This is a genomic window from Comamonas sp. B21-038 (genome assembly GCF_022387135.1).
GTDB lineage: Bacteria > Pseudomonadota > Gammaproteobacteria > Burkholderiales > Burkholderiaceae_C > Comamonas > Comamonas sediminis.
This window is the reverse complement of the sequence record NZ_CP092462.1, coordinates 660522-683126: the sequence shown is the minus strand read 5'-3', so window position 1 is coordinate 683126 and position 22605 is coordinate 660522. Positions and strand designations below refer to the sequence as shown.

Below are 22605 nucleotides of genomic sequence, written 5' to 3'. Positions count from 1 at the left end.
TATGCAACATCGGAGGACCCCCATGCACAAGCGCAGTTTTCTGAAGACCACCGTCGCCGCCTTGGCGCTGTCCTGGGGTGCGGCCCAGGCGGCAGATACGCCCATCAAGTTCCAGCTCGATTGGCGCTTTGAGGGGCCAGCCGCTTTCTTCCTGCAGCCGGTCGCACAAGGCCTGTTCAAGACCCAGGGGCTGGATGTCACGGTGGATGCCGGCAATGGCTCGGGCGGTGCGGTGCAGCGCGTGGCATCGGGCACCTACGACATGGGTTTTGCCGACCTGGCCTCGGTGATGGAGTTCCATGCCAACAACCCCGACGCGCCCAACAAGCCGGTCGCCGTCATGGTGGTCTACAACAACACGCCGGCCTCGGTGATGGCGCTCAAGAAGTCGGGCATCAAGACCCCCGCCGATCTGAGCGGCAAGAAGCTGGGCGCGCCGGTGTTCGATGCCGGCCGCAAAGCCTTCCCGATTTTTGAGAAGGCCAATGGCGTCAGCACCGTCACCTGGACGGCGATGGACCCGCCCCTGCGCGAGACCATGCTGGTGCGCGGCGATGTCGATGCCATCACCGGCTTTACCTTTACCAGCCTGCTGAACCTGGAGGCGCGCGGCGCCAAGGCCAGCGATGTGGTGGTGATGCAGTACGCCGACTATGGCGTCAAGCTCTACGGCAACGTGATCATCGCCAGCCCCAAGATGATCCAGGAGCGGCCCGAGGCGATCAAGAAGTTCCTGACCGCCTTTGCCCAGGGCGCCAAGGGCGTGATCGCCAACCCGGCCCAGGCGATCCAGTCCGTCAAGGCGCGTGATGGCATTGCCAATGTGGCGCTGGAGACGCGCCGCCTGCAGCTGGCGATCGACACCGTCATCAACAGCGCCGATGCCCGCAAGGAAGGCTTTGGCCGCCTGGACAGCAGCCGCCTGAGCCTGATGGCCGCCCAGGTCTCGGACGCCTATGGCACGAAGACCCGCGTCAAGGCCGAAGACGTCTGGAACGGCAGCTTTCTGCCGCCCGCCAACGTGCTCGATGTGCTCCCCAAAAAGTAAGCCATCCCAAGCCACCTTTACCCCATTGCCCCCCACCACCTGACGAGACCATCCCGTGAAAAAACGCAGCTTTCTCCACGCATCCCTGGCCCTGCTGGCCGCCGCCAGCACCTGCAGCGCACTGGCCCAGCCGCTGACGCCGCTCAAGTTCCAGCTCGACTGGCGCTTTGAAGGCCCGGCCGCCCTCTTTGTGCACCCCGAGCAAAAGGGCTACTTCAAGCAGGCTGGTCTGGATGTGACGGTGGAAGCGGCCAGTGGCGCGGGCGCCATCCAGCGCGTGGCATCGGGCACGCATGATTTGGGCTTTGCCGACCTGGCCGCGCTGATGGAGTTCCATGCGAACAATCCCGATGCGCCGATCAAGCCGGTGGCCATCATGGTGATCTACAACACCACACCCGCATCGGTGATGGCACTGAAGAAATCCGGTATCACCAAGGCCAGCGACCTGACGAGCAAGAAGATGGGCGCGCCGATTTTTGATGCGGGCCGCCGCACCTTCCCGATCTTTGCGCAGGCCAATGGCGTGGGCGCCGTGCAGTGGACCACGATGGACCCACCGCTGCGCGAAACCATGCTGGTGCGCGGCGATCTGGATGCCGTCACCGGCTACACCTTCACCAGCCTGCTCAACCTGGAAGCGCGTGGCATCAAGGCCGAAGACGTGGTCGTGCTGCCCTATGCCACCCATGGCGTGCAGCTCTACGGCAATGTCATCATCGCCAGCCCCAAGCTGATTGCCGAGAAGCCCGAAGCGGTGCGCGCCTTCCTCAAGGCGTTTGCCAAGGGCGCCAAGGAGGCGATTGCCGATCCGCAGGCCGCCATCGCCTCGCTCAAGGCCAAGGATGGCCTGGTCAATGTGCCGCTGGAGGTGAAGCGCCTCAAGCTCACGATCGACACCGCGATCGACAGCAAGGGCGCGCGCGAAGAAGGCTTTGGCCAGCTGCGTACCGAACGCCTGGGCCTGATGGCCGAGCAGGTTGCCAAGGCCTACGAGACCAAGAACCCCGTGCCCGCCCAGGCGGTGTGGAACGGCAGCTTTCTGCCCAGCGCTGCCGAGCTGGACATTCTTCCCAAGCGCTGACCCCGCCGCCTGCAGGGCGCTGGCTGCGCCCTGCCCTTTTGAAGACGATTGCACCCTATGACGGCCTCCCTCCAAGACCCTGCCTTTGTTGAGTTTCGCGATGTCTGGCTGGCTTACAACGACGAGTTGCAGGCCAAGAACCAGTTCGCCGTCGAAGCCATTGACCTGCAAGTGCGCCGTGGCGAGTTCATCGCCATCGTCGGCCCCTCGGGCTGCGGCAAATCCACGTTCATGAAGCTGGCCACCGGCCTGCGCATGCCCAGCATCGGCAAGATCCGCATCGATGGCCAGCCCGTCACCGGCCCGCTCAAGATATCGGGCATGGCCTTCCAGTCGCCATCGCTGCTGCCCTGGCGCACCACGGTCGACAATGTGCTGCTGCCGCTGGAGATTGTCGAGCCCCACCGCAGCCAGTTCAAGGCCCGGCGCCAGGAGTACGAGGAGCGCGCCCGCCGCCTGCTGCAAAAAGTCGGCCTGGCCGGCTATGAGGACAAGTTTCCCTGGGAGCTGTCAGGCGGCATGCAGCAGCGCGCCAGCATCTGCCGCGCGTTGATCCATGAGCCCAAGATGCTGCTGCTCGACGAGCCCTTTGGCGCCCTCGACGCCTTCACCCGCGAAGAGCTCTGGTGCATCCTGCGCGATCTGCATGCCGAGCAGCAGTTCAACGTCATTCTCGTCACGCATGACCTGCGCGAATCGGTGTTCCTGGCCGACTCCATCTACGTGATGAGCAAAAGCCCCGGCCGCTTTGTGGTGCGCCGCGATATCGACATCCCCCGCCCGCGCGATCTGGAGCTGACCTACACCAAGGAGTTCAGCGACATCGTGCATGAGCTGCGCGGCCACATCGGCGCCATGCGCAAGACCGGCACCGTGATCAACCAGTAAGCGCCCAGGCCAACCACCTATGTACAAGCTCAACAACCCCAAGCTCGAACGCTGGTCGCCCTGGCTGCTGCTGGCCGCCGTGGTCATCGTCTGGCAAATCATCTGCTCGGCCTTCCAGGTGTCGGAGTTCATATTCCCCAGCCCCTTGCTCATCTGGCAGCAATTTCTGGAGTTCCACACCACCATCGCCGCCCACGCCTGGCGCACCTTCTGGGTGACGATGGCCGGCTTTGGCGTCGCCATCGTCGTCGGTGTTTTGCTGGGCTTTTTGATTGGCAGCTCGCGCCTGGCCTATGCCGCCGTCTACCCGCTGATGACCGCCTTCAACGCACTGCCCAAGGCCGCCTTTGTGCCCATCCTGGTGGTCTGGTTCGGCATCGGCATTGGCCCGGCCATCCTCACCGCATTCCTGATCAGCTTCTTCCCCATCATGGTCAACATTGCCACCGGCCTGGCCACGTTGGAGCCCGAGCTGGAAGACGTCCTGCGCGTGCTCGGCGCCAAGCGCTGGGATGTGTTGATCAAGGTCGGCCTGCCCCGCTCGCTGCCCTATTTCTACGGCTCGCTGAAGGTCGCCATCACCCTGGCCTTTGTCGGCACCACCGTGTCCGAGATGACTGCCGCCAACGAAGGCATTGGCTACCTGCTGATCTCCGCCGGCTCGTCGATGCAAATGGGCCTAGCCTTTGCGGGCCTCTTGGTGGTGGGCGCGATGGCGATGGTGATGTATGAGCTGTTCAGCTTGGTAGAAAAGCGCACCACGGCCTGGGCGCACCGAGGTGCCAACAACCACTAAAGCGGATCGCGGCCCTCGGGTTGAATCACAGTAAGCAAAACAAAGGGGCCCGTTCCATGAACGGGCCCCTTGCTGTTTGGCAGCAGCGGCTAAATCTGCACCGCCCGGCCAATGAACTGGATCGGACCGGTCGGCTTGCCGATCGGCGATCCGCCTGCCGGCTCCAGGGTCAGCTCAAACAGCTGGTTGGGCTGCAGCGGTGGCAGCTTGTCGACGGGCACCTCAATCGCCTCACCCGGCTTGACGAGGCCCAGCGATACCGGGGCGCTCCAGCCATCGGCCTTGGTCCAGAACTGCAAGGATTTCTCGGCCGGCACCACATCGCTGCCCAGCGGCACCAAGCGCAGCCGGCCGGCGGCCTGGGCCTGCACCAGCCAGCCAGGGGCCTGGCTTTGCGGAGCGGCCAGCACCACAAAGTAGCGGGCGGGGCCAGGTGCCGGGGCGGGGCCCAGCACCAGCACACCGGCCAGCACCGCAGCGGCGGCAAAACCGCTGCCTGCCAAACCGCGCCACAGCGCCAGGCTGTCCCAATCCCACCAACGGCGCGGGGCTGCAGCAGTGGCCCGTTGCGGCTCGGCCGCTGGCCACAGGCTGGCGGCAATGCGCGGCCACAGGCCCATGCTGGGCTCTTGCGGTGGGGCAAGGCTAGTCAAGGGCTGCAGGCGCTGCTCCCAGGCATCCACGGCGGCGCGCAACGCAGCATCCCGCGGCAGCCGCTCTTCAATTGCGCGGCGCTCTGCAGCATTCTGCGTGCCCAGCACATACTGGCCGGCCAGGGTCTGCAGGTCGTCCGGGCTGTCGCCTTCGGGCGGCAAGGTATTGGGGGTATCGGCGCTCATTGCATGCATTCCCGCAGGGCACGCAGGCCCCGCTGTATCCAGGCTTTGACGGTTCCCAGCGGGGCCTGCACCCGCGCTGCAATCTCACTGTGGCTGCAGCCATCCACATAGGCATGCAGCAGGCATTCACGGCGCTGCGGCTCCAGCCCTTCCAGGCACTGGCCCAGGCGGCCCAGCTGCGCCTGGCGGCTCAGCGCATCGCCCTCTTCCTGCCAGGCGGCCATTGCGGCGCTGGCTTCATGCGCTGCGGCGGCCGGCTCATCCAGCGCAGTCTCGCGGGCGCCGCTGCGCACCCGGTTCAATGCTGCGTGCCGAACAATGCTATAAATCCAGCCTCTAGCCGCGCCCCGCGCCGCATCAAAACTGTGGGCCTTGCTCCAGATCGCCACAAAGGCATCGTGCAGCACATCCTCGGCTGCCGCCCGGTTGCGCACTATGCGCAAGGCCACCCCCAGCAGATAACGCGATTCTTGCTCGTAAATACGCTGCAGCGCATCGCGGTCGCCACGCGCGCAAGCTTCTAGCGCCAAGGCATGGTCAAAACTGTCGTCGGTCACAAAAGCGGCTGGCGGCATGTAGATTTACGGGGGAAGAAGGAGCAAGACGTCCTTCTTCCAGTGTAGCCGCTAGAAAACAAAAATTTACACAGGCTTCCAGAAGATGTAATCCGCCTGGTACTGCACCACGGCCTTCTGGCCCTTCTGCGCAGCGGTGCAAGGCTTGTCAGCAGGTGCCACGCCGCCCTTCAATGCCACGCGCTGGATATGGCTCACGCCCACCAACGCGCCACTGCCGGTCGCAGGGTTGGCCTTCACCAGCTGGTAGGGCAGATTGCCGGCACCCGATGGGGCCACGGCCAGCTGGGTTGCCGTCAGCTTGGAGCCATCATTCGCTTCCCAGGTAGCGGGTGGGCCATAGTAGCGGCCCACCGTCTTGCCAGCGCGGTCCTTCAGCACGGCATCCGGGCCCACAAACACCCATTCGGTCTGCCCGGGGGCATTCGCCTTGTCACGGCATTCGTAGGTGATGTCACCGCTGCCTACCGTCTCCCAGGCCACCTTGTGGCCCGCTGGCACCTGGATGGCCGCTGGCAGGGATTCCTGCGAGAAAGCCGTGTCCTTTTTATGCATCGAACCGCAGGCGGTGAGCAGGCCGAGGGTGGCCACTGCGGTGGCGATGGCGGCGATACGGGGAGCTGTGCGAGAGGTCAACATACGAGTTCTCCTAAGTGAGGGGGACAGGACGGGAGTAAAAACAGCGCTGTTTGGTGTGTGCTGTCAGGACCCTCTGCAAAACCCTCGCCTGGTGGCATGGACGCGGATTGGGATGAGGCGCAACGCGTCTTTCACAGTCAATAGCACGCTATTGACAAGGAAGACAACGCAGCGGATCGCCCGAGACCGCATTCAGGACAAGGCAGGGAGTTTTGCAGAAGGTCCTTGGCTGTACTAGTCGCCAGCTACTCGTATGGATGCAGTGGATGCAAAATTTTTTTTCGCTGCCTGCATCGCCCCTGCGCCACCCCGCTCAAAAATTTTTTACCACCGGTTGAATCCACTGCGCCATCCGCTGCGTATTCCAAGCAGCCGCAACGTTTTTCGGCTGTTCATCCACATGCAAGGAGCATCTCATGGCCTCGATCCAAAGTACGCGCAAACTGGTCTCTTATGGCATGGCTTTCATGGTCGCAAGCACCTCCATGGCAGCGATCGCTAAAGACGTGATGGTGGGCGGCGCGCCCATGCTGCCCACCAAGGACATCATCGACAACGCCGTCAACTCCAAGGACCACACCACCCTGGTCGCAGCCGTCAAGGCAGCGGGCCTGGTAGAGACCCTTAAGGGCCCCGGCCCCTTCACCGTGTTTGCCCCCACCAATGCTGCCTTTGCGGCCCTGCCCGCCGGCACTGTAGACAACCTGCTCAAGCCCGAGAACAAGGGCACGCTGACTACCGTGCTGACCTACCACGTCGTCGCCGGCAAGTGGGATGCCGCCGCGATCAGCAAGATGATCAAGGACGGCGGCGGCATGGCCAGTATCAAGACCGTCAGCGGCGGCACCCTGGTCGCCAAGGCCCAGGGCGGCAAGGTCACGCTGACCGACGAGAAAGGCGGCAGCGCCACCGTCACCATCCCCGATGTCTACCAATCGAATGGCGTGATCCATGTGATCGACAAGGTGCTGCTGCCTCAATAAGGCTGGTATGCACTGATGGGGCCGCAGCCGTTGCAGCACATGCAGGGCTGCGGTAACCAGACACCACCCCGCTGCAGGCCGCCGATAAGGTCCTGCGGCTTTGGCGTTGGTGTGTTCTGCTTGTGCAGGCTTGCGGCAAGCCGATGGCCCCGCTGCAGCAAATGCCGCCAGCGCATCTACAGCATCCCAGCACCAGGCCAAACACCCGGCATAGCCATCCATGGCGCCTAAGGCGCAGGCAGCGCCCCTGGGCTGGAGTACAGTAAGCGCCATCTTGCGGCCCGGCAGCAGCCAGCGCCCACTCCCCACAACCTGCTCCTCTGCCCACGCATGCCGATCTACTTCACGCCCGTCAAGGCCGCCAACTCCCTCGCCGACCAAGTGGCCCAGGCGCTGGAGGCCAGCATTCGGCAAGGGCAAATGCAACCCGGCGACCGCCTGCCCACAGAGCTGTTGTTGGTGGCGCAGTTTGGCGTGAGCCGAACAGTAGTGCGCGAAGCGTTATCCCGCCTCAAATCCAGTGGCCTGGTCGCCTCCCGCCAAGGCAGCGGCGTCTTCGTGCAAGCGCCCCGGGCTGAACCGCTGGACCTGGAAAAAGGCCATGCCGCCTCGCAAGAGGCCGTCATCCAAATCGTAGAAGTGCGCCGCGCGCTGGAGGCCGAAGTGGCAGAACTAGCGGCCGCCCGCCGCAGCACCGCCGATCTGCGCCGCATCCGCGCTGGCGTCAAGGCCCTGGCCAAGGCGGTGGCCAATGGCCAAGACGGTGTAGCCGAAGACGTCGCCCTCCACCGCGTCATCGCCCAGGCCTCCGGCAACCCTTTCCTGCTCAGTACCTTGGATTACCTGGCGCAGGTCCTGGCGGGCGCCACGCGCATCACCCGCGCCAATGAGGCGCGGCGGCAGGATTTTGCCGCTGCGGTGACGCAAGAGCATGCGCGGATTGTGGAGGCGATTGAGGCGGGGGACTCGGCGGCTGCGCGGGCGGCAGCGACCGCGCATATGAATAACGCGATCGACCGGATCCGGCAGGCGGATCCGGCGTTTTGGCGGCAGGATGGGGAGCGGTTGGCTCGGGTGTTGTTGAAAAACGGAGCGCTAGACACCCGTGACGAACAAAAGCAGCTGAAATAATTTGTGCAACTAATATTAGTAAAGCACAGTATATATCCATCATCCAGCCACGTTGATTCGGAAATTGCTAAATCTACCACTGCCTGCGGGTCCACACCAGTAGTCGACAGTAGTAATTTAGGCTTTTATACCCTTACTTTACAACCTGATGGATTTAAATCGCATGCGTCTTGTGGACCATAGTCCGCAGCCATTGCCTCTCACCTGAGAACTGGCTAGGTTGACATCAAATTAATTTGCCTGTTTTCGACAAATAATCAAGCTTATAAGCCACCCCGTCAGCGCGAGCTGCTGACCAAATCAGCAAACATAATACCCCACCCAAATAAGTATATTTAACTTAAATTAACACACTTATTTGGACGATAAAGGTCATGCAACAAAACCCTCATCAATACTTCAAAAGTAATCCACACAAAAAAACAATTAGCATAATAAAATCCATAATTATTTCCCGACCATCAAATATGGCCACCAACTCTTGCTTTAAGAGACCAGTCGCTTTCAAAACAGTCCAATGAAGTCCCTTTGTATGCATTAACTAGTCGTTCACGCATATCTAAGTCATCATGAAAAACAGAGATCCACACACTAAAAAAACCAGATTCCTTCATGACGCTTTCAATTAACTCTCGAGATAATTTATTATCCTGCTGACCTAATATCTCCTTAGAGCGCATTGCAAGCTTCCATTTCTCCTCTCGCTCCAAATAGCGCCTATCCCGCTCTGATGGCAGTTTATTCGGGGGTTGAGCTGGATTTCTATCTAATCCCACCAAGTCTATTAAAGCCGCACATTTCAATTGAACTACTGGCAAAATTTTCGAAGATACTTTAACCAACCCTCCCGCCTCATACTCAATAGCCATTAGAGTATTATCTTTATCGGGCCAAAGAAAATCAACATCATTCGTGGGGGTGTTACCTTTTACGGAATTGCAATTAACGCATGCCAGAAGAAAATTTGACCAATCGGTTTCCCGTGCCGGATCAATACTTTTAGGTGATACATGTTCTACTGCAAGGAGCACTGGAATACGCCGTTCACAGTAACTGCAATATGTTCCAAAGCACTCTTCTAAATCACCCAAGGCATCCTGATAAATTCCATATATAGATGGCGCGGCTGGTCTATTAATAGGTCTCATCTATTATCCCCCGATTTAATTACTAGTAGTTTTAGCAATGCGTGTGTGGCAGGATCTGAAGTGAATGGCTCACTCGCCTCCCGATATCTTTGCTCCACCACTCGCAATCTTTCAAGATCAACCACATCGTTATCACGTTGCCGTCCTAGTAGTGTGAAGTACTCATTAGCAGCTTCACTCAAAGCCTCTGCACGAACACTGCGCTGAGGCAAGTCAATTCCCTGAACCTCTTCAAGGATGTCTTCAATACTATTTCCTCCGTCTGACACATGCATTGCCGAGCCGGTACTAATACAGTGTATTTTTTCTCGACTTGTAGCTTGAATTACGAATGGAGAATGAGTTGTTGCAATGAATTGACAATTCGGGAACAAATCCTCCAGAGCAGGAACGATAATGCGCTGCCATTTTGGATGCAAATGCACGTCGATTTCATCTATTAGAACAATAGCGTCACCTTCGCCCAAATTATAGTTAGTGTTTTTAAGATACAACTGTCGTGCAATATCTACAAAAAGGGAGAAAAGTCGCTGCTCCCCATCTGATAGCTGATCCAAACTCAGAGGGCCAAGTTTATGCATAACCATTATTCGAGGCGTCAGTCTAATTTCCAATGAAGCTGACATAACGATATTTCTGTCTTCCTCAGATAGAAAATCCACACCATCCATAATTTCGTGAAAACTAGGGATGTTAAATCCGTAATCCTCGCTCGATATAGGTTCCGGGTGCAGGACAACTTTAGTCCTATCTGGCCACCTGAATGGTTTTTTTTGCATTTGGTTTTTATCTAGCTTACGCATAACATATTCGCAGATGTTTTGCTCCAGTCTAGAATCTAACTGCCTATTACTTTTCCCAGTAACTATCATGCAAGAATATGGCTCAAAAATCCAATAAAATGAACTTATTCCCGGGGAAAAAGATGATAATATTTTTCTTACAAAATCACGAATAGGACCACTATTTCCGAAGTCTTGGCTATTTGAAATTCTCAATTTATTTGAAATATTCTCCTCAAATCTATATAGAAAATTTTCATTATCAAAATCCAAATTATCATCAGTATGCTTACGCCGCCCGATTCGCTTGCTTTTCATCGCGATACATATGGACTCGCTAGAAGGATAATGCAAGACCAAGGGGTATTTTTTCTTATCGCCTAAGCGCTTTAAATTTTGCCAAAGTTTTTTCTCAATCGAATATTCCAAAACTTCTTCATATCGAGAATATGTTAGCAAATAAATTTCAGAGCTTTCAAAGCCTAGTTTAATATCCGCATCCTCAAGAAATTTTGATTTAATTGAGCCGCGAGGCCTACCTAGCACAGCCATGATCGAACGCAAAATGGTTGTCTTCCCAGCACCATTTTCACCAACAAGCAAATTAAAACCAGGTTTAAAATTAAAATTCTGCAGATCAAAACCGCGAAAATTTTTTATTTGGAGTTTTTTAATATACATCTACGCGTCCCACAAAACGTTTATCAACTAACAAATTAATTATAAAAATCCTTTTACTCGCTTTATTTATCAATTTCGCGCTCCTCATCGAAATCCAAAAATTTATTTTACTTACCGCAGATGAAATTCAAAAATAATGCTTAAATAAATAACTCGAAGACAATAAATCAAACAGATTGTATCAAGGTGAGACCAAATATATCATTCGAATAAGGTTGCAAGCCCTCCCGCACCCCAACAAGGCAAACTCTGACGCCCACCCCCTCCCCCGCAGCCGCAGAATTTGCCCATGCTCGCTGCTTCTGCATCTGCCAACTCCCCACCCGCTGACGTCATCACGCTGACCGACAAAGGTCTGTACTGCGCGGCTGGGGATTTTTATATTGATGCCTGGAAGCCGGTACACCGCACTTTTGTCACCCACGGCCACTCGGACCATGCGCACATTGGGATGGGCGAGTACTACTGCAGCACGACCAGCGAGCCAATACTCCGCTGGCGGCTGGGGGAGCAGAACATCCATGCGCTGCCGTTTGGGCAGACGATCACGATGGGGGAGGTGCAGGTGTCGCTGCACCCGGCGGGGCACATATTGGGATCGGCCCAGGTGCGGGTGCAGCACGGCGATGCGGTATGGGTGTTCACGGGCGACTTCAAGCGGGAGCCGGACCCCACCTGCGAAGCCTTTGAGCTGCTGCGCTGCGATACCCTGATTTGCGAGGCAACGTTTGCCTACCCGGTGTACGCCTGGCCCACGATGGCCCATGAGGTGGAACGCATAGAGCGCTGGGTGGCGCATTGCAAGGCGCAGGGCAAGGCGGCTGTGCTGTATGCCTACAGCCTGGGCAAGGCCCAGCGGGTGCTGGCGGGCTTGGCTGGCAAGCTGGATGCGCCTGTATTGCTGCATGGCGCAATGGCGCGCGGCACCGATATTTACCGGCAGGCAGGCATTGCGCTGGCCGCTACCGAGATGGTGGCCGATGTGCCCACCGATACCGACTTTGCCGGCCGCATGGTGCTGGCGCCCCCTTCTGCGCAAGATTCCGCCTGGCTCAAGCGCTTTAAACAGGTGGAGCAAGGCTTTGCCTCGGGCTGGATGCTGCTGCGCGGCAACCGGCGGCGGCGCAATATGCAGCGCGGCTTTGTCATATCAGACCATGCCGATTGGCAGGAACTGGTCGACACGATTACCGAAAGTGGTGCCCAGCGGGTGCTCGCTACCCATGGCAATACCGATGCACTGATCCCCTACCTGCAGAGCCTGGGCATACAGGCGGAGCGGCTGCGCACCGCCTACGGCGATGAAGAGGAGGCGGCCGAATGAACCGCTTTGTGGCGCTGTACCAGCTGCTGGATGAGGCATCCGGCACCCGCGACCGCGAGCTGGCCTTGCAGCAGTACTTTGCCGGCGTGACTGCTGCTGAGGCGACCTGGGCCGTCTATGTGCTGAGCGGCGGCAAGGTGAACACTGGCAAGAACCGCCTGGCCACCACCACCGAGCTGCGCAGCTGGGTGAGCGAGTTGACCGCCCTTCCGCTGTGGCTGGTGGAAGAGAGCTACCGCCAGGTGGGCGATTTGGCGGAGACTTTGTCGCTCTTGGTGGCGGCCTGGCAAAAACAACGTACCCACCACCCCGAGCTGGTGGATGCGCCCGGCGCCGCGCTGCCACCCGATGCCGATGCGCCCTGGCATGCAAGCTTGCTAGGCGCCACCTTTAAAACACCGGACAACGACAGCCGGCTCGACGAATGGACCGAGCAGTTTTTGCTGCCGCTGGTCGCCGCCGATGCCGAGCAGCGCAAGCGTGCGATACAGCAGGCCTGGCAGCAGCTCGATACCCCCTCGCGCCTGGTCTTCAACAAACTGCTGACCGGATCGCTGCGTGCCGGTGTCAACAAGCGGAGTCTGCAAAACAGCCTGGCCCCCTTGGTGGGCATATCTGCCGCCGATATGGCGCACCGCATGGTGGGCGAATGGTTGCCCAGCGCCCAGGCCTATGAGGCCTTGATGGACCCGGAAACCAGCGCGCAGCTGCTGGACAAGCCCTATCCGTTCTACCTCGCCTCGCCCCTGCCGCAAGAGCCAGATGCGCTGGGCGACCCCAAGGACTGGCTGGCCGAATGGAAGTGGGATGGCATACGGGTGCAGCTGGTGCGGCGCCAGGGCCATGCGCCTTATCTGTGGTCGCGTGGCGAAGAACGGCTGGATGGCCGCTTTCCCGAGCTGGAGACGGCCGCCGCACTGCTGCCGCGCGACATGGTGCTCGATGGCGAACTGCTGGCCTGGGATTACGAACAGAACAAGCCGCTGGGCTTTGTGGCGCTGCAAAGCCGCATTCAAAAGCGCAAGCCTTCTGCCAAGCTGATGCAGACCGTGCCTGCGCGCATTCTGTTTTATGACCTGCTGGAGTGCGATGGCGAAGACCTGCGCGCGCAGCCGCTGGCGCAGCGCCGTGCCAAGCTGGAGCAGGTCATCCGGCATGCGGATTTGCCGGCGCTGGGCATATCACCCCAACTGCCGTTTGACAGCTGGGATGCGCTACCCCCACTGCGCACTACCGCTGCCGAGCACAACGCCGAAGGGCTGATGCTGAAGGCGCTCGCCTCACCCTACAAAGAAGGCCGGCGCCGGGGCGATTGGTGGAAGTGGAAGGTGGACCCGTTCAGCATTGATGCGGTGCTGATCTATGCCCAAAGCGGCAGTGGCCGGCGCAGCACCTTGCACACCGACTACACCTTTGCGGTGTGGAGCGGCGATGCGCTGGTGCCCGTCGCCAAGGCCTACTCAGGCCTCACCGATGTCGAGATTTTGCGGCTGGACAAATGGATACGCAGCCACACGGTGGAGCGCTTTGGGCCGGTGCGCTCAGTCACGCCCAGCCTCGTGTTTGAGATTGCGTTTGAAGGCGTGAACCGCTCGACCCGCCACAAATCCGGCGTGGCGGTGCGCTTTCCGCGCATCTTGCGCTGGCGCGAGGACAAGACCCCGCAGGACGCCGACCAGTTGAGCGCCTTGCTGGAGTTGGCCGATGGCTGAGCTGGACCACAGCCCGGCCCCCAGCGACCGCGCAATGCAGCGCGCGGCCAAGCGCTGGCGCGACTGGCTGAAGGCGCAGGACATCGGCGCGGCCGTGTTCCAGCAACAGGCCTGGCGCACGTATGCAGACGGGCACAGTGGTTTGATATCGGCACCCACCGGCCGGGGCAAGACCTTGGCGGCGCTGGGCGGGCCGTTGATGCAGGCGATGGCCGAGGCTGAAACGCCCGAAGGCCGCGCCAGCCATGGCCCACGCATGCTCTGGGTAACGCCGTTGCGCGCACTGGCCAGCGACACCCGTGAACGCATCACCGGCCCGGTAGCGGCGGTGCTGCCCCATTGGCAAGTGGCCATGCGCACGGGCGACGCCACATCACGCGACAAGCGCCTCACCGACACCGGCAAGGCGCAGCTGGTGGTGATAACGCCCGAATCTTTGGCGCTGCTGCTGAGCCATGAGCGCAGCCGCGAGCAGTTCAGCCAGCTGCGCTGCATTGTGGTGGATGAGTGGCATGAGCTCTTGCCCAGTAAGCGCGGGGTGCTGCTGCAGCTGAACCTGGCGCGCATCCAGGCGCTGGCACCGCAGGCGCAGGTCTGGGGCCTGTCGGCAACGATTGGCAATCTGCAGGAGGCCAGCGATGTGCTGCTGAGCGCCTGGCAGGTGCAGGCGCCGGCAATGATCCAGGACATGCGGCCCAAGCCGTTTCATCTGCACAGCATCACGCCGCCGCTGGGCACGCGCATGCCCTGGGCGGGGCATTTGGGCCTGGCCAATCTGGGCGAGGTGGCCAAGCTGGTGTTCAGCGCGCCCAGCACGATTGTGTTTACCAACACCCGCGCGCAGGCCGAGCTGTGGCATACGGCGCTGGCGAGCATCTGGCCGGAAGATGCCGAGACCTTGGCGATCCACCATGGCTCGCTGGACCAGGGTGTGCGGCAGTCGGTGGAGCAGCGCCTGCGCGCAGGCACTCTGCGCTGCGTGGTGGCAACCAGCAGCCTGGATTTGGGCGTGGACTTCCCGGCAGTGGAGCGCGTGATCCAGATTGGCGGTGCACGCTCTGTCGCCCGCATGGTGCAGCGCGCCGGCCGCGCCAAGCACCGGCCCGGTGCTGCTGTGCATGTGGAAGCGGTTGCCACCCAGGCGATGGACCTGGCCGAGTTTGCCGCCGTGCGCGAGCTGGCCGAGGCCCAGGTGTATGAGCGGCGCGAGCCACTGCGCCTGTGCTTTGATGTGCTGAGCCAGCATGCGATGAGCGCGGCGCTGGCAGGAGGCTTCAGGCCGCCGGAGCTGCTGGCCGAGGTGCGGCGCACTGCGGCTTTTCGTGATCTGAGCGATGCGCAGTGGCAGGCGGTGCTGGCGTTTTTGGAGCATGGCAGCGATTCGCTGGTGCAGTACCCGCAGTATGAACGCCTGCACTGTGCAGATGGCATGTGCCAGCCGGCCAACACCGGCGTGGTGCGCATGCACCGCATGTCGATCGGCACAATCACCGCGCACGGCGCAGTCAATGTGCAGTACCTGCGCGGCGCGCGGCTGGGCTCGGTCGAAGAGGCGTTTATTGCACGGCTCAGCCCTGGCGATGTCTTCAACTTTGCGGGCCGCAGTCTGGTGCTGGTGCGGCTGGAAAACCAGACCGCCTGGGTGCGCCGCAGTGCCGAGGTGGGCCTGCTGACCCCTGCCTGGGCAGGCTCGCTGATGCCAATGTCGTCATCATTGGGTGAGCGCATGCAGCAGCTGCTGAGCACGGCCGCTGCCAGCCCCGCCGCCGATGACGCACCGCATGCCCGTGAGCTGCAATGGCTGCAGCCGCTGCTGCAGCTGCAAAGCCAGCGCTCGCTGGTGCCGGGGGCCGACCAGCTGCTGATTGAGCAGGTCGGCAACACCCAAGCCAGCCAGGCCGCCAAAGCCGCACCGCTGTTTGTCTACCCCTTTGCCGGCCGGGTCGCGCATGAGGGGCTGGCGGTGCTGATCGCGACGCGCCTGGCGCATCTGCAGGCCAATACCTTTGCCTGGGCCTGCAATGAGATCGGGCTGATGATCCAGCCGACCTTGCCCATCGATGCGAATGCGGTGGACTGGGCAGAAATCTTCAAGCTTGACGGGCTCGACACCGACCTGCGCTCAGCGGTCAACTTCAGCGAGCTGGCACGCAAGCGCTTCAAGGAGATTGCGCAGATTGCCGGCCTGGTGCAATCCAAGGTGCCGGGCAAGAAGAGCCGCGCCAGTGACCGGCAATTGCAGGTCTCCGCCAGCCTGTTGTTTGATGTGCTGAGCAAGTACGACCCCGAGCATTTGCTGCTGCGCCAGGCCCGGCAGGAGGCGCTGGACCAGGAGCTGCACCTGCCCACCATGCAAAGGCTGCTGGCCAGCATTGCGGGGCGGCAGATGGCCTTGCGCTTTCCGGCCAGGCACACGCCCTTCTCGTTCGGGCTGTGGGCCGAGAGCTTTCGCGGCCAGCTCAGCAATGAGACCTGGCAGGACAAGGTGCGCCGCATGGCCGCGCAGCAGGAGCGCCAGGCCGCAGGCGAGCCTGGACCGCGCACGGGCGCGCCTCGCACCCGCCCATCCCGCAGCGGCGCCCTAAGCCGTGGCGCTGCACCCCAGCGCCCCCGCTCCAAGGGCACCCCACCGCAGGGGACGCGTACTGCAGCGCGTCGCACCCCACAACTACAGGATCGATCTTGATGGCAGGAACGCAATCGGCAGAGTTTTTCTCCCCCATTCAACTGTCCCCGTCTCCGCAGGACCATGTCGCGGCCAGCATGGCCGGCATGGAGTTTTTGGTGCTGGCCGAGCGCGCGCTGTTCTGGCCGCAGGAGAGCATGCTGATCCTGGCCGACCTGCACCTGGGCAAGAGTGATATCTTCCGCCGCCGGGGCGTGGCCGTGCCGCTGGAGGTGCAGCGCCAGGACCTGCTGCGCCTGCACCAGATTCTGCAGAAGTGGCAGCCGCAGGAGCTGGTGATTCTGGGGGACTTTGTGCATGGCCGCTTTATCGGCGAAGACACCTTTCAGCTATGGCAGATGCTGCGGCGCGCCAACCTCAAGACCCGCTTTGTGCTGACCCGGGGCAACCACGACCGCTACCTGCAGACGGAGGCGCTGCTGCTCGATAATGTGCACACCCACCTGGCGCGCCACCAGGTGCTGCTCAGCCATGAGCCACTGGGGACCGGTGTGCACCATTTCTCGCTCAACATCCACGGCCATATCCACCCGACATTGCGTGTGCCCCAGATGCGCAAGCGCCTGCCCTGCCTGGCGTACTCCGCCCCGTACCTGAACCTGCCGGCATTTTCCGAATTCACCGGCTCGGGACCGGTCCCCGTACAGCCGCTGCACGCCTGGGTGTTTGCAAGCGATGGCAGTGCGCCTGTCTCCGTCTATTGAGCCCCTGACCACGGCATGCCGCAGCGGCGGCCGCGTGGCGGCCCGGCCCTGAAGCAGCAGGACGGACATCTGACTCGGTCTGCCTAATCGCCTGCCTGATCGCCTGCCATCTCCGCTTGCGATTCCGCTTGCGATTTCCGCCTGCCATTTCAGCCTGCCGCTTCGGACCGCGCTCCAGCCCTGGCGCGGCTTTGCGCAGATCGGCTGATGGCGCTAACAGTGAAGCGCGCACGGGCGCGTTCGCGTTTGGACTACAAACTTTTCAAGGTCCAAAAGCAGAATAAAGGCGTCATCTAACAAGGAATAGCCATGGTCACCACATATGTAGAGGAAGAGCGCGTCGTCACCGGCGCAGTACCGCGCGCGATCGCGGGGAACAGTGAAAGTGCGGTCTCCTGGGCTGCCATTTTTGCAGGTGCATTGGCGGCAGCCGTGCTGTCGCTGCTGCTGTTCATGCTGGGCGTCGGCCTGGGGCTGTCATCGGTCTCGGTCTGGTCCGGCCGGGGCGCCGATGGCGAGACGATTGGCTGGGGCGCAGTCGCGTGGCTGGCATTCACGCAGCTCGCTTCTGCTGGCGTCGGTGGCTACATCGCCGGCCGCCTGCGCACCAAATGGCAAGGCCTGCACACCGATGAGGTGTACTTCCGCGATACCGCCCACGGCTTTCTGTCCTGGGCGCTGGCAACGATGCTGATGGTGGCCGTGGCCGGATCGATGGCCGGTGCTGCGATCTCCGGCACGGCCAAGGCTGCCGGTGCCGTGGTCAGCGGTGCAGCCCAGGTGGTGGGCGGCGCTGCCAGCGGTGCCACCGGTGTGATCGGCGGTGCAGCCTCTGCCGCGCTGACCGGCGCCGCGGGCGTGACGGCCGGCAAGGCCAATGAGCCGGGCTCCGATTTGAACTACTGGATCAACAGCATGCTGCGCCAGGGCGGCCCGACCGAGCAGCAAAAGCAGGACATCAAGGATGGCGCGCAGAACGCCGTCCAACAGGCCCGCTCCGCCGCCGATGACGCCAGCGAGATGAGCAGCGTGTTCATGCACTCCTTGCAAGCTGGCTCGCTGTCGAACGAAGACCGCCAGTACCTCGGCCGCCTGGTTGCACAGCGCACCGACATGAGCCAGGAAGAGTCGGAGAAGAAGGTCCAGGCCACCTATGACCAGGTCAAGCAACAGATCGACAAGGCCAAGCAAGCCGCCCAGGACGCTGAAGTGAAGGCCAAGCAAGCGGCTGAGCAGGCCCGCAAGGCCACCGCCTATTCGCTGATGTGGATGTTCGTGGTGCTGCTGATTGGTGCCTTTGTCGGCAGCCTGTCTGCCACCTTCGGCGGCCGCCAGCGCGACGCGTAACTGACCATCGATTTCATCTGAACACCCACTTTGCCTGCGGGCAGACCTAGAAAGGAAACACCATGCGATCCATCCTGCTTTGGCTGATTGGCGTGCCAATCCCCATCATCATCCTGATTGCGCTGTTCTTCCACTGATACACGCTGCCAGCACATCACCAGGCCGCTCACCGAGTGGCCTTTTTGCTGCGCGCCTGCCAGGGCGGTGCAGCGCAGTGCAATGCGGCGTCTCAGCCCGTGCATGACAAGCAAGTCCTCCAAATGCCTACAAGGCCGGGAACGGGCTGCTGGCATTCTTGAACCGCCAAGCGTCGCTCCACAACCCTCGCTGCCTCCTTCGCCGGCCGCCCGCCCGATGCCGTGCCACAGGCCACTGCCTGCGGCGCGGTGCCAGGTCTGCGGCGCCCGGCAGCCAGGGGCGCACAGAGGTATTCCAGGTTGTGGAGCACCTGCCAGCCCCCAGGCCAACCCTGAACCAACCATCTGGAGATCCACGATGACCACTCGCAAATCGCCCGCATCCGCTGCCAACCAAGCCAGTACCGGAGGCGAGCGCCATGACCAGGCCGGTGATGGCCACCCGGTGATGACCACCCAGCAGGGTATCCCTGTCTCGGACAACCAGAACTCATTGCGCGCCTACGGCCGGGGACCGACCTTGCTCGAAGACTTTGTGCTGCGCGAGAAGATCACCCATTTCGACCATGAGCGCATTCCAGAGCGCATCGTGCATGCTCGCGGCACGGCCGCGCATGGCTACTTCGAGCTGAGCCATTCGCTGAAAAAATACACGACCGCCAAGGTGCTGACCGAGGTCGGCAAGAAGGTGCCGATCTTTGCGCGCATGTCCACAGTGGCCGGCGGTGCGGGCTCGGTCGATACACCACGCGATGTGCGTGGCTTCGCGATCAAGCTCTACACCGAAGAAGGCAACTGGGACCTGGTGGGCAACAACATTCCGGTGTTCTTCATCCAGGATGCGATGAAGTTCCCCGACCTGGTGCATGCCGTCAAGATGGAGCCCGACCGGGGCTTTCCGCAAGCGGCGTCTGCGCATGACACCTTCTGGGATTTCATCTCGCTGATGCCCGAGTCCATGCACATGATCATGTGGGCGATGAGCGACCGGGCGATCCCGCGCAGCCTGCGTATGATCGAAGGCTTTGGCGTGCACAGCTTCCGCCTCATCAACGACAAGGGCGAGAGCACCTTTGTGAAGTTCCACTGGCGCCCGCAACTGGGCATCCAGTCAACGGTCTGGGACGAAGCAGCCAAGCTGCAGGCGGCCGACAACGACTTCCACCGCCGCGACCTGTTCGAGGCCATCGAGGCCGGCCATGCCCCTGCCTGGGACCTGTTCGTGCAGCTGTTCACGCAAGAGGAAGCCGACGCCCTGCCCTATGACCACCTGGACCCGACCAAGATCATTCCCGAAGAGGTGATTCCGCTGACCAAGATCGGCAGCTTCACGCTGGACCGCTGGCCGGACAACTTCTTTGCCGAGACCGAGCAGGTCGCCTTCTGCCCGGCCAATGTGCCGCCCGGCATTGATTTCTCGAACGATCCGCTGCTGCAAGGCCGCCTGTTCTCGTACCTGGACACGCAGCTGTCGCGCCTGGGCGGACCGAACTTCACGCAGATCCCCGTGAACGCGCCCAAGTGCCCGTTTGCCCACACCCAGCGTGACGGCCATATGCAGACCCAGGTGCCCAAGGGACGCGTGGCCTACGAGCCATCGAGCCTGGACCCGAACTCGCCACGCGAATCGCGGGTCCAGGGTTTCAAGTCGTTTGCCCAGCCGTCGGAAGGCGATGCCAAGAGCCGCATCCGCCCGGAAAGCTTTGCCGACCACTACAGCCAAGCGCGCCTGTTCTACACCAGCCAGAGCGACATCGAGCAGGCCCATATTGCGTCCGCGCTGGTGTTTGAGCTCTCCAAGGTGCAGACGCCCCATGTGCGCGAAGCGGTGGTGTCCCATCTGCTGGTGATTGACAACGATCTGGGCAAGCGCGTGGCCAAGGGCCTGGGCCTGGCGGCCTTGCCCAAGCCCGCCAAGCCTGCGGTGCCGGTGCAAGACCTGCCACCCAGCCCCGCGCTGCGCATCATCGACCGCATGAAGCCCACCCTGGAAGGCCGCTGCGTCGCGATTCTGGTGGACGACGGCTCCAACGCCGAGAACGTGGCTGCGCTGCAAAAGGCCATCCTTGCCGAAAAGGCCATGGTCAAGATTATCGCCCCCAAGATTGGCGGCGCCACGTTGAGCGACGGCAAGCACATTGCTGCCGATGCGCAGCTGGCCGGCGCGCCCTCGGCGCAGTTCGATGCGGTGGCGTCCGTCATTCCGATGGCATCGGGCGAGACGCTGGCCAAGGACAGTGCCGCGCAGGACTGGTTCCGCGACGCGTTTGGCCACCTGAAGGCGATTGCCGCCTGCAAGGCCACGCACCTGATCCTGGACGCCGCTGGGGTGAAGCCGGACGAAGGCGTCTTCGAGCCCAAGGATGTGGCCGGTTTCATCGAAGGCGCGAAAACCCGCTTCTGGGACCGCGAGCCGACATTGCGTACGCTGGCTTGATGCCAGCGCGGATTGCAGGGGTCACCGCCCGCTGCTATCCCAGCCAACGCCAAGGCGCTGCAGACCACTGCAGCGCCTTTTTTGACGCCCATGTCCGGGATGCGAGGGCTTTGCGGGCAGGCGCCCCGGCCTGCAGTGTGCAACCTAAAAACCTTGCCCCGCCTCGGGAAAGTACCGCGCAAGGCCAACTGTGCGCAGTGCTATGATCGCGCAAAATTTGTATGATAACAATATAAGCTGTCAGTGGCACCGCGCCATTTGGCCCCTTTGATAACCGAGTGAGACAAGTCCTTCGCCATGACGACCTTTGCCCTTCTGAGCATTGCGGGCGCCAGCATTGCTGCGCTGCTGCTGCTGATCATCCGATTCGAAGTCCATGCCTTTGTGGCGCTGATGCTGGTGAGCCTGCTGGTGGCGCTGGCCACGGGCATCCCGCTCGCTGAGATCATTCCCACGTTGATATCCGGCATGGGCGGCACGTTGGGGTCGGTGGCCATCCTGGTGGCGCTGGGCGCGATGCTGGGCCGAATGATCGAGGTATCGGGCGGCGCCAATACCTTGGCGCAGCGCTTCAGCCAGCTGCTGGGCCCCAAGCGGGTGCCGGCAGCGCTGACGGCGGCCGCGCTGGTGCTGTCGATCCCCGTGTTCTTTGATGTGGGTTTCATCATCCTGATCCCCATCATTTATGGCTTTTGCAAGGCTGCAGGTGTCAGCCCCATCAAGTACGGGCTGCCGGTGGCCGGCATCATGCTGGCCACCCATGTGGTCGTACCGCCGCACCCGGGCATTGTCGGCGGCGCAGCGGTGCTGTCGGCCGATGTGGGCTGGATCACGCTGATCGGGCTGGGTATCTGCATACCGCTGGCCTTTGTGGCGCAGTGGGTGGGCGGCTATTTGAACCGCCGCCATTACACGATGCAGCCGGATGCAGAAGCCCAGTTCCGCAACTTTGGCAGCGGCGATGCCGCCGATGCGCCTGCCGCCAGGCTGCCGGGCGTGGGTGCCGTGCTGACCTTGATCCTGGCCCCGCTGGCCCTCATCATGCTGGGCACGACGGCGGCGACCATGCTCCCCAAGGGCGATGCGCTGCGTGATTTTCTGGCCTTTACCGGCGCGCCGGTGTTTGCGTTGATGGTAGCGATTGGCCTGGCCTTTGTGCTGCTGGTGCGCCCGCTGGGCTGGACGCGCAAGCGCACCAATGAGGTGATGGAATCAGCGCTGCCCGCAGCGGCCACGGTGATTCTGGTGACCGGCGCTGGCGGCGTGTTTGCCAAGGTGCTGACGGTGAGCGGCATCGGCACCGCGCTGTCGCAGGCACTGTCGGGCACCGGCCTGCCTCTGATCCTGCTGGGCTTCGTCATCTCTTTGGCCTTGCGCGCCGCGCAGGGCTCGGCAACGGTGGCCATTCTCACCACCTGCGGCCTGCTGGCCGAAAGCATTCAGGGCGGCGGCTACAGCACGGTGCAGATCGCCGTGCTGACGGTGGCCATCGGCTTTGGTGGCCTGGGGCTGTCGCATGTCAATGACTCGGGCTTCTGGATTGTGACCCGCTACCTGGGCCTGAGCGTGGCCGATGGGCTGCGCAGCTGGACGGTGTTGACCACCGTGCTGGGCGTCGCCGGCTTTGCACTGACCTGCCTGGTCTGGGCGCTGGTGGCCTGATC

The 22605-nt window shown here is 61.5% G+C and carries 18 protein-coding genes; 13 read left to right on the top strand and 5 right to left on the bottom strand.

Annotated elements, in window-relative coordinates; all coding sequences use genetic code 11:
• Positions 1-22: 22 nt before the first annotated feature.
• From MJ205_RS03105 to MJ205_RS03090, 4 genes are read left to right on the top strand one after another with little or no spacing between them, the layout of a single operon-like run.
• Positions 23-1048, top strand: a complete 1026-nt coding sequence (locus MJ205_RS03105) for an ABC transporter substrate-binding protein (RefSeq protein ID WP_239811139.1) — start codon at positions 23-25, stop codon at positions 1046-1048.
• A 55-nt stretch (positions 1049-1103) separates the two neighbouring features.
• On the top strand, positions 1104-2132 hold the full coding sequence (locus MJ205_RS03100) for an ABC transporter substrate-binding protein (RefSeq protein WP_239811138.1): 1029 nt from the start codon (positions 1104-1106) through the stop codon (positions 2130-2132).
• 57 nt (positions 2133-2189) lie between these two features.
• Positions 2190-3020 carry an ABC transporter ATP-binding protein gene (locus MJ205_RS03095; protein WP_021027056.1) on the top strand — a complete coding sequence of 277 codons (831 nt, stop codon included), beginning with the start codon at positions 2190-2192 and terminating at the stop codon, positions 3018-3020.
• 19 nt (positions 3021-3039) lie between these two features.
• Complete coding sequence (locus tag MJ205_RS03090; protein WP_239811137.1) at positions 3040-3816, top strand: ABC transporter permease; 777 nt, start codon at positions 3040-3042, stop codon at positions 3814-3816.
• 89 nt (positions 3817-3905) lie between these two features.
• Here MJ205_RS03090 and MJ205_RS03085 read toward each other — a convergent pair whose 3' ends face one another.
• The 3 genes from MJ205_RS03085 to MJ205_RS03075 form a co-directional block, all read right to left on the bottom strand.
• On the bottom strand, positions 3906-4655 hold the full coding sequence (locus MJ205_RS03085; protein WP_239811136.1) for an anti-sigma factor: 750 nt from the start codon (positions 4653-4655) through the stop codon (positions 3906-3908).
• Entirely contained in the window at positions 4652-5230 is a 579-nt protein-coding gene (locus tag MJ205_RS03080) for a sigma-70 family RNA polymerase sigma factor (RefSeq protein ID WP_239811135.1), read from the bottom strand. Before MJ205_RS03080 ends, MJ205_RS03085 begins: the two co-directional genes overlap by 4 nt.
• A 66-nt stretch (positions 5231-5296) precedes the next feature.
• Positions 5297-5869, bottom strand: a complete 573-nt coding sequence (locus tag MJ205_RS03075) for a DUF3455 domain-containing protein (RefSeq protein WP_239811134.1) — start codon at positions 5867-5869, stop codon at positions 5297-5299.
• A 416-nt stretch (positions 5870-6285) separates the two neighbouring features.
• Between MJ205_RS03075 and MJ205_RS03070 the strand changes: the two genes are divergently transcribed.
• On the top strand, positions 6286-6852 hold the full coding sequence (locus tag MJ205_RS03070; RefSeq protein WP_239811133.1) for a fasciclin domain-containing protein: 567 nt from the start codon (positions 6286-6288) through the stop codon (positions 6850-6852).
• Positions 6853-7182: 330 nt separating this feature from the next.
• On the top strand, positions 7183-7983 hold the full coding sequence (locus tag MJ205_RS03065; protein WP_239811132.1) for a FadR/GntR family transcriptional regulator: 801 nt from the start codon (positions 7183-7185) through the stop codon (positions 7981-7983).
• 461 nt (positions 7984-8444) lie between these two features.
• On the opposite strand, the gene MJ205_RS03060 is transcribed toward MJ205_RS03065, so the two are convergent.
• Positions 8445-9131 (bottom strand): HNH endonuclease, encoded by a 687-nt coding sequence (locus MJ205_RS03060; protein WP_239811131.1) that lies wholly within the window; start codon positions 9129-9131, stop codon positions 8445-8447.
• Positions 9128-10594: an AAA family ATPase gene (locus MJ205_RS03055; RefSeq protein WP_239811130.1), complete on the bottom strand. Its 1467-nt coding sequence runs from the start codon at positions 10592-10594 to the stop codon at positions 9128-9130. Before MJ205_RS03055 ends, MJ205_RS03060 begins: the two co-directional genes overlap by 4 nt.
• A 289-nt stretch (positions 10595-10883) precedes the next feature.
• On the opposite strand from MJ205_RS03055, the gene MJ205_RS03050 reads away from it, so the two are divergent.
• From MJ205_RS03050 to MJ205_RS03020, 7 genes are all read left to right on the top strand, one after another.
• Positions 10884-11918 carry a ligase-associated DNA damage response exonuclease gene (locus tag MJ205_RS03050; protein ID WP_239811129.1) on the top strand — a complete coding sequence of 345 codons (1035 nt, stop codon included), beginning with the start codon at positions 10884-10886 and terminating at the stop codon, positions 11916-11918.
• Positions 11915-13630 (top strand): ATP-dependent DNA ligase, encoded by a 1716-nt coding sequence (locus MJ205_RS03045; protein ID WP_239811128.1) that lies wholly within the window; start codon positions 11915-11917, stop codon positions 13628-13630. Before MJ205_RS03050 ends, MJ205_RS03045 begins: the two co-directional genes overlap by 4 nt.
• On the top strand, positions 13623-16316 hold the full coding sequence (locus MJ205_RS03040) for a ligase-associated DNA damage response DEXH box helicase (RefSeq protein ID WP_239811127.1): 2694 nt from the start codon (positions 13623-13625) through the stop codon (positions 16314-16316). The genes MJ205_RS03045 and MJ205_RS03040 overlap by 8 nt, the downstream gene beginning before the upstream one ends.
• Complete coding sequence (pdeM, locus tag MJ205_RS03035) at positions 16316-17020, top strand: ligase-associated DNA damage response endonuclease PdeM (protein WP_239811126.1); 705 nt, start codon at positions 16316-16318, stop codon at positions 17018-17020. The genes MJ205_RS03040 and pdeM overlap by 1 nt, the downstream gene beginning before the upstream one ends.
• A gap of 309 nt (positions 17021-17329) precedes the next feature.
• On the top strand, positions 17330-18367 hold the full coding sequence (locus MJ205_RS03030; RefSeq protein WP_239811125.1) for a hypothetical protein: 1038 nt from the start codon (positions 17330-17332) through the stop codon (positions 18365-18367).
• Positions 18368-18862: 495 nt separating this feature from the next.
• Positions 18863-20941 (top strand): catalase, encoded by a 2079-nt coding sequence (locus tag MJ205_RS03025; RefSeq protein ID WP_239811124.1) that lies wholly within the window; start codon positions 18863-18865, stop codon positions 20939-20941.
• Positions 20942-21238: 297 nt separating this feature from the next.
• Positions 21239-22603, top strand: coding sequence for a GntP family transporter (locus tag MJ205_RS03020; protein ID WP_239811123.1), 1365 nt, complete (start codon positions 21239-21241; stop codon positions 22601-22603).
• Positions 22604-22605 lie beyond the last annotated feature (2 nt).

Coding starts and splice junctions, on each gene's coding strand:
- MJ205_RS03070 (WP_239811133.1), top strand. CDS start 6,286: ATGGCCTCGATCCAAAGTACGCGCAAACTGGTCTCTTATGGCATGGCT.
- MJ205_RS03050 (WP_239811129.1), top strand. CDS start 10,884: ATGCTCGCTGCTTCTGCATCTGCCAACTCCCCACCCGCTGACGTCATC.
- MJ205_RS03085 (WP_239811136.1), bottom strand. CDS start 4,655: ATGAGCGCCGATACCCCCAATACCTTGCCGCCCGAAGGCGACAGCCCG.
- MJ205_RS03080 (WP_239811135.1), bottom strand. CDS start 5,230: ATGCCGCCAGCCGCTTTTGTGACCGACGACAGTTTTGACCATGCCTTG.
- MJ205_RS03060 (WP_239811131.1), bottom strand. CDS start 9,131: ATGAGACCTATTAATAGACCAGCCGCGCCATCTATATATGGAATTTAT.
- MJ205_RS03105 (WP_239811139.1), top strand. CDS start 23: ATGCACAAGCGCAGTTTTCTGAAGACCACCGTCGCCGCCTTGGCGCTG.
- MJ205_RS03075 (WP_239811134.1), bottom strand. CDS start 5,869: ATGTTGACCTCTCGCACAGCTCCCCGTATCGCCGCCATCGCCACCGCA.
- MJ205_RS03030 (WP_239811125.1), top strand. CDS start 17,330: ATGGTCACCACATATGTAGAGGAAGAGCGCGTCGTCACCGGCGCAGTA.
- MJ205_RS03065 (WP_239811132.1), top strand. CDS start 7,183: ATGCCGATCTACTTCACGCCCGTCAAGGCCGCCAACTCCCTCGCCGAC.
- MJ205_RS03045 (WP_239811128.1), top strand. CDS start 11,915: ATGAACCGCTTTGTGGCGCTGTACCAGCTGCTGGATGAGGCATCCGGC.
- MJ205_RS03020 (WP_239811123.1), top strand. CDS start 21,239: ATGACGACCTTTGCCCTTCTGAGCATTGCGGGCGCCAGCATTGCTGCG.
- MJ205_RS03025 (WP_239811124.1), top strand. CDS start 18,863: ATGACCACTCGCAAATCGCCCGCATCCGCTGCCAACCAAGCCAGTACC.
- MJ205_RS03090 (WP_239811137.1), top strand. CDS start 3,040: ATGTACAAGCTCAACAACCCCAAGCTCGAACGCTGGTCGCCCTGGCTG.
- MJ205_RS03040 (WP_239811127.1), top strand. CDS start 13,623: ATGGCTGAGCTGGACCACAGCCCGGCCCCCAGCGACCGCGCAATGCAG.
- pdeM (WP_239811126.1), top strand. CDS start 16,316: ATGGCAGGAACGCAATCGGCAGAGTTTTTCTCCCCCATTCAACTGTCC.
- MJ205_RS03055 (WP_239811130.1), bottom strand. CDS start 10,594: ATGTATATTAAAAAACTCCAAATAAAAAATTTTCGCGGTTTTGATCTG.
- MJ205_RS03095 (WP_021027056.1), top strand. CDS start 2,190: ATGACGGCCTCCCTCCAAGACCCTGCCTTTGTTGAGTTTCGCGATGTC.